We start from the raw sequence: 6,918 nt of genomic DNA on the forward strand, positions 1-6,918 counted from the left end.
TTTAGCTTTCTTTCCTGCGCTTTACTCAACCAGCTACGGCCTACAGCTTGAAATCCTCCGTCCGCAGCGTCATTAACTCCTGCTTGCCGGGGCTGTTGCTCTCATATTGATTCAGCAGCCGCACCGCCTGCGACCGTACAGCCTTCTCAATGGAATTACGTACATAGCGGGCGTTGCTGAAGGCATGAAGACTTTCCGTCTTCTCAATCAGCAAATGCTGCTTTAGTTTGAGTATAGCCTGCGGCATTAAAATATAGTCCCGCTCTTTGGCCATCAGCTCAGCAATCTGCAGCAGCTGATCAATTGTATAGTCAGGAAACTCGACCTGAATCGGAAAACGCGATGGCAAGCCTGGATTACTCATAAGGAAATAATCGATCTCACCGGAATACCCGGCCAGGATAAGCACAAATTGGCTGCGGTGATCTTCCATAGATTTAACAAGTGTATCTATCGCTTCCTTGCCAAAATCCTTATCTCCACCCCGGGCGAGGCTGTAGGCTTCATCGATAAACAGGATACCGCCAAGTGCCTTTTTTACCAGATCCCGTGTTTTTTGTGCAGTATGTCCAATGTATTCGCCTACCAGATCCGCACGTTCTACTTCGATCAGATGCCCTTTGCTCAATACACCCATCCGTTGAAACAGCTTAGCCACGATCCTTGCCACGGTTGTTTTACCGGTTCCGGGGTTCCCCTTAAAAACCATATGATACGCCTGACCGCCACTGGCCAGCCCCGCCTCGCTGCGCATCTGTGCGACTTGCAGGAGCGCGTAGATTTCAAATACAAGTTCCTTGATATTATCCAGGCCGACAAGGGCATCAAGTTCCCGGCTTAATTCCTGGAATAATCCGCTATGGCCGTGATTTTTGGTGGGCACAGCCCCGCTGCTGTGTTCACCTGCCGCAATGTGTACAGCAGGTGGCTCTTGATTCCGCAGCACAATATTAATCTGGCGTGACGGTCTGCCTTCTTCCCGTCCGCTTGCCGCTGCTACGCGTCCGTTCACCTTGTTCACCTCATTATCCAGGGCTGACTTGCTCTAACTCAAGTCTATTCCGCCTACTGAGGTCTTATTAGCAGTTTCGGGATATTTATGCTTGCCGCGTTCATTACATGGACAACTGCTGTATTTTCCATTCGGTATAAGCCAGAATTTCCCGGGTCTTATATTTCAGCATGGACATGGTTTGAGACTCCGTCAGACCCAGCTGCGGTGAGACATAGCCGAATTCCCTCGCGATCTCCAGTGCCCGGCGCCCATGAAAGGTATGGGTAATGATCACAGCTGACGTCATTTCCTCCTGCTGCATAATCTTTTGACTGAATTTCAGATTCTCGTAGGTGCTGGTAGATTCATTCTCCATCAGAATCGCCTCATCAGGTACACCATGCGCCACCAGGTAATTCCTCATTCCTTGACCCTCGGTATATTTATAATCTGCCTTATCCAAACCTCCGGAAACGATAATGCGGCTGAACATCCCTTCATTGTAAAGCTTCAGTCCATAATCCAGGCGCTCCTTGAGACCCGGACTGGGTTCATCTCCCCACATGGACATCCCCAGGATAATGCCGGCATCCGACTTCGTCATCGGCGCACTTGTCTCCGCATTATTAATAAGATTAAATACAGCCGCGCACCAAAGTAAACCTGCAACCACCAAGATAAAACAGGCGATCATCAGGTTGCGCTTCGGTCTGAAACGCCCTCTCCGGGATACCTTGCGGATTGGAGATGAGCCTTTTTGGTATACGTACCATTCCATTTCTATTTCCTCCTGAATTCTCCGTGGTGAAACAATTCGGCACGGTGCTTCAGAGAAAGAGCAAAATAAGGAAAGGCGTGTGCGTCTATGCTGCGCAGAATACTCTTGGCTGTTGCCCAGGCCAGATTATAGTCACTGTCCGTAATATCTTTCCGTTCCAGTGCTTCCTCAAGCTCATCCTCATCAAGCAAAAATACCTCACCGTTCCACAGTACTACAACATCCAGATATAAATCATCAAACCAGGGGACCCCCTGATCTGTAACCCCCTGAACCTTGCAGGTGTCTATGTACCATTGTACGATATTCTGCCGTTCATCAAACATAGCCGTGACAATATAATGGCTATCCTTGGGGAAATACTGCAGCCATGAATAGCCTTTGTCCGCGATACGGTATGTATGTCTGCCGTAGCTCTTCCACAGAGGTTCCTTCAGCCCGTAAATAGTATACAGTGTGATATAACCGCTGAATTCTCGGGTTTCCACATAGCGGCAGGCAAAATGGCGGCGCGTAATCCGGCGCCAGTTGGCCCGGTCTCCGAATTTACGTTTCATATGAATAACCCTCTCGAATAATGGTGTATCCAGCTTAACACATTTGGCAGATACACTCAAAACAAGACTTACAAAATACAACTGCCGTCTGTACCACCAGTTCTCCGCAAACAAAAAAAAGGCAGCCCTACCTCCACAGATTCAGAGGTACGGCCGCCGGATTTATGCCTGACTGGCAGAAGCTATACTGTTCCTTGTTCCTACTTAAATCTACAAAGGAGCTGCCGGATCCGTTCCCGCTTCGGTACCGTCACCCGGCCCGGCGTTGCCGCTGCCCGGTGTAACTACCGGAGTAGCAGTCGGTGCCAATGTGGCCGGAGGCGGGGTGGTAGTACTCTCAGGGGGATTTGTAGGTGCTCCGCCGTTGCCGGCTCCATTCCCTGCACCATTACCGTTCCCATTCCCGTTCCCATTCCCTCCACCATTGCCATTGCCATTCCCGTTGCCACCGCCGTTATTGCCGCCAGGAACACCGTTTCCGGCACCATTCCCGTTCCCGTTACCTTCACCGTTACCAGGGTTATCCGTCGGCTGATTGGGATCAAGCGTCGGTTCCGGCTCCGTTGTAGGGGCTTCATCCTGTACTGCAACAGTAACAGCTCCGGATGGTTCGCTTTCCGTATCCAGTTCAGGATAGTAAGCAGTCACATAATACTCATACGTCAATCCAGGCATAGCGCTTATGTCACCTACACTGGAAGACATCGTGTTAAGTAACGGACTATAATCAGCTTCTGAAGTTTCGCGGCGGTAGATGCGGTATTCCACACCTTCCGTCTGCGCAGGCTCCCAGCTGAGGTTAACAGTCATTGTGGATGGATCATAAGCTGCGGTTAAACCGTTCACAGGCTGCACCGTTTCCGGTGTTGCCGTTGGTTCAGTCTTCACTGCACCCTCAGGTGTAGGGAAGGACTTGCTTGGAACTCCCTCCAGCGCCTCTTCCATTACCTTCCCCCAGAAGGCGGCAGCAAGCGGGCTGCTGTTCTTAAGCAGGTGGGTCTTGTTGGGCTTGTCATATCCCATCCAAACCGCTGCGGTCCATTCCGGTGTATATCCAACGAACCAAACGTCACGGTTAGAGCTGATTCCTTCGTAACCGCTTTGGGTGGTACCGGTCTTACCCGCAACCGGACGGTTAATTTTTGCTTTTTTACCTGTTCCGTCTGTTACGACTTCTTGCATCATTTGGGTCATCTGGTAGGCCGTATTCTCACTCATTACCCGTTCCGGTGTTGTGTTCGCTTTATAGACCGTTTCTCCGTCGCTGTTGGCAATCGACTTAATCGAATAGGCTTCCCTAAGTTCCCCGCCGTTGGCAAAGGAACTGTAGGCCTGGGCCATTTCCAGTGTATTCGTCCCTTTACTCATTCCGCCGAGCGCGAGCGACAGATTCTTATCATCATCACTCAGATTAATACCAAGCTTTTTCGCAAACTGGAAGCCGGTATTCACACCGATTTCATTCAGCAGCCAGACCGCCGGAATATTCTCTGACTTCGTAATCGCCGCGCTCATGCTAATCGTTGACGAGTACCCGTGCAGGTTGTTCGGACAGTAGGTGCCAAAGCACTGTTTCTCGTTGCTGAGCATGGATTCACTTGTAAACTTTCCTGATTCTAAAGCCGGCGCATAAGCAACCAGCGGCTTAAAGGAGGAACCCGGAGAACGACGGCTGTCGTTAACACGGCTAAAGCCTTTTTTCTCATAATTGCGTCCGCCCATCAGGGCGACAATGCTGCCGTTTTCCTGATTGATGATAGTCATGGACCCCTGAACAAGCTCATCGTCCACACTTTCCTCAAAGTTATCGCTGTCGGCAAAAGCATCCTCCACCGTTTCCTGGGCATGCTTATCCATTGTGGTATAGATTTTGTAGCCGCCGATGTTCAAATCGTCCTCTGTCAGTCCGAATTTCTCTTCTGCTTCATCAATGGCAAAATCTATAAATGCCTGATAGCGCTGCTTGCTTTCCGGCGGTTTATAGTTGTAATCCACCACTTTAGCTTCATCCATCTGCTCCTTGGTGATATAACCCTGATCATACATGAGCTGCAGGACTACTCCCCGGCGCTCTTTGGAGAGCTCAGGATTACGTAGCGGATTGTAGCGGGAAGGCCCCTTCGGCATCGCTGCCAGGGTTGCAATTTGCCACAGGTCCAAATCCTCCAGATTGCTCTTGCCAAAATAACGGATCGATGCTGCCTTGATACCATACACCGTTCCGCCAAAAGGAATACGATTAAGATACATCGTAATAATTTCAGGTTTAGTCCTTGTATTCTCCAAAGCTACAGCAATTGATACCTCTGTCGCTTTACGGAAAAAGGTCTTATCACGTGTAAGGAAGATATTCTTGGCCAGCTGCTGGGTAATGGTACTTCCGCCCTCCACCATACTGCGGGCTGCAACATCTTTTACGGCTGCGCGGCCGATTGACCAGAAATCCACACCCTTGTGTTCTAAGAACCGTTTATCCTCGGTTGCGATAAAGGCGTTAATGACCAGCTCCGGAATGTCCTCGTATTCTACCGGATCACTTTTCTCGAGTGACAGCTCCCCGATCAGATTCGCATTCCGGTCAAAAATTTGCGTTGGCGGATTCACCGTTAGTTTATCCTGATTCTCATTCAGCAATTTCTGGCCGTTTAGCATAATGTACAAGTAGCCCCCGAGCGCACAGAAAATCGCCAGCGCCATTGCAAAAAACAAACTCCACAGCACACGTTTCTTGGTTAGAAACTTTTTCTTTTTCTTAGACTTCCCTTTGGAATTCGACTGGTTCGGTTGTCTGTTTCTATTGTTCGTCCTGGATATTTCGTCTCTGGACATGCTGCCTCCTGACTCCCTCTCGGAAATATCTTCAAATTTGTCGGCACGAATGAAAAGAACAACCTTCGCAGGTTGCTCTCGCGCACTCTATTCAAACGGTTTATAAACAAAAAAGTTTCGCTTTAAAACAGTAAATGTTATTCTTCGTTCCCGCTATCCTGCATCAAAGAGACGCTACGCTGCGGTGTGAAGGTCGAGATCGCATGCTTGTACACCATTTGCTGGCGTCCGTCGCTGTCGATGACAATTGTGAAATTGTCAAACGCTTTAATGATTCCCCGGATTTGAAAGCCGTTGGTTAAATATACTGTAGCAGGGATATTCTCTTTACGCAGCTGGTTCAAGAACGTATCTTGGATGTTAATGGACTTGTTCATATGACGTACCCCCAATGGTTCAATTAGATTGTTCAGAAGTATATTCAACACCTGAGAGAAACTTTCCTGCTATTATACCACGTAACATACAGTTACATCAATTAAGTAAATAGTGCGGAGTGGTTTGATCGATGTGTACAACGTATAATCATAGCCTCTTCTCTCATGTATATGTTAAATCTTCGGCCCCCTTCCCGTCAATCTCATCGCTTTTGATCATGCTGAAACGGCGTGCCAGGCAAGCTTCAGAGAAATAAAGTTATTATTAAACCAGTTTTGATAAAAACAATAAAAGATGCCGTAGAGTGCACATTCACACACTTTACAGGCATCTTGAAGCTGCAAATATATCTGCAATAACTATTGTATCAAAGTATGCCCTCAAAACGGCGGGAGATAATCTCACGTATTTTCACAAGATTCTCCGAATAATTCTGTTCATTAAAATCTTCAATCCACTGGATTTCCTTCATATGACGGAACCAGGACAGCTGTCTTTTGGCGAACCGGCGGGTATCGCGTTTGAGAAGTGTAACTGCCTCTTCCTGCGTCAGCTCTCCAGCCAGATAAGCCGCTATTTCCTTATAACCCAGGCCCTGCATCGATACCAGGCTTCTATTGTAGCCCTTATTCAGCAGCCCTTGCACTTCTTGGATTAACCCCTGTTCCAGCATCTGGTCAATACGGTCCTCAATACGCTTATACAGGATCTTCCGGTCCATAGTCAGACCTATAAGACACAGCTCGTAGGGGGATTCCTTCTTCTGATCTGCCTGGGCAGCGGAAAGAGTGACCTTGGTCTGGTGATGTATTTCCAGCGCGCGGATAATCCGGCGGCGGTCATTAGGATGCAGCCGGGCAGCACTAGCAGGGTCCACTGCAGCAAGCCGGGCATGCAATGCCTCTGCCCCGTGCTCTTCTGCAAACGCATCCTGCTCACTCCGGAACGCCTCATCCGCAACCGCCTCAGAAAAGCGGAACCCGTAGCACAGAGACTCAATATACAGCCCCGTTCCGCCAACAATAAAGGGCAGCTTACCTCTGGCGCTGATCTCTTCTATCAGCCTTTTGCCCTGCTCCTGAAATTCTGCAGCCGAATAGGCATCCTCAGGATCATGAATATCGATCAGATGATGGGGAATGCCTTTCATTTCAGCGGTGGTGATCTTAGCTGTGCCGATGTCCATACCGCGATACACCTGCATAGAATCTCCAGATATGATTTCGGCATTATAAGCCGCCGCCAGCTCCAGGCTCAGCCTGGTTTTACCGACTGCAGTCGGCCCCAGCAGCACCAGTACTTTATGTTTAGCCTCAGTTGTCAATCTGTATCACCCCGTACGATATTTTAGCGCTCCCCCGGAGCAGCTCCTCAAAACCAAG

The 6,918-nt window shown here is 49.1% G+C and carries 6 protein-coding genes; all 6 read right to left on the reverse strand.

Annotated features, from left to right (window positions below):
* Nucleotides 1-40: 40 nt before the first annotated feature.
* The 6 genes from AQR02_RS13245 to miaA all read right to left on the reverse strand — a co-directional run bounded on the left by AQR02_RS13245 (nucleotide 41) and on the right by miaA (nucleotide 6,860).
* Nucleotides 41-1,012: an AAA family ATPase gene (locus AQR02_RS13245; RefSeq protein WP_054940903.1), complete on the reverse strand. Its 972-nt coding sequence runs from the start codon at nucleotides 1,010-1,012 to the stop codon at nucleotides 41-43.
* A 103-nt stretch (nucleotides 1,013-1,115) separates the two neighbouring features.
* A complete protein-coding gene (locus AQR02_RS13250) occupies nucleotides 1,116-1,772 on the reverse strand; it encodes a YdcF family protein (RefSeq protein WP_054940904.1) in 657 nt (218 codons plus the stop codon).
* Nucleotides 1,773-1,774: 2 nt separating this feature from the next.
* Nucleotides 1,775-2,329, reverse strand: a complete 555-nt coding sequence (locus AQR02_RS13255; RefSeq protein ID WP_054940905.1) for a ribonuclease FAU-1 family protein — start codon at nucleotides 2,327-2,329, stop codon at nucleotides 1,775-1,777.
* Nucleotides 2,330-2,539: 210 nt separating this feature from the next.
* A complete protein-coding gene (locus AQR02_RS13260) occupies nucleotides 2,540-5,158 on the reverse strand; it encodes a transglycosylase domain-containing protein (RefSeq protein WP_054940906.1) in 2,619 nt (872 codons plus the stop codon).
* A 137-nt stretch (nucleotides 5,159-5,295) separates the two neighbouring features.
* On the reverse strand, nucleotides 5,296-5,535 hold the full coding sequence (gene hfq / locus AQR02_RS13265; RefSeq protein ID WP_054940907.1) for an RNA chaperone Hfq: 240 nt from the start codon (nucleotides 5,533-5,535) through the stop codon (nucleotides 5,296-5,298).
* Between the two features lie 368 nt (nucleotides 5,536-5,903).
* A complete protein-coding gene (miaA, locus tag AQR02_RS13270; protein ID WP_054940908.1) occupies nucleotides 5,904-6,860 on the reverse strand; it encodes a tRNA (adenosine(37)-N6)-dimethylallyltransferase MiaA in 957 nt (318 codons plus the stop codon).
* Between the last annotated feature and the right edge of the window lie 58 nt (nucleotides 6,861-6,918).

This window comes from Paenibacillus ihuae (assembly GCF_001368795.1).
Lineage (GTDB): Bacteria > Bacillota > Bacilli > Paenibacillales > Paenibacillaceae > Paenibacillus_AQ > Paenibacillus_AQ ihuae.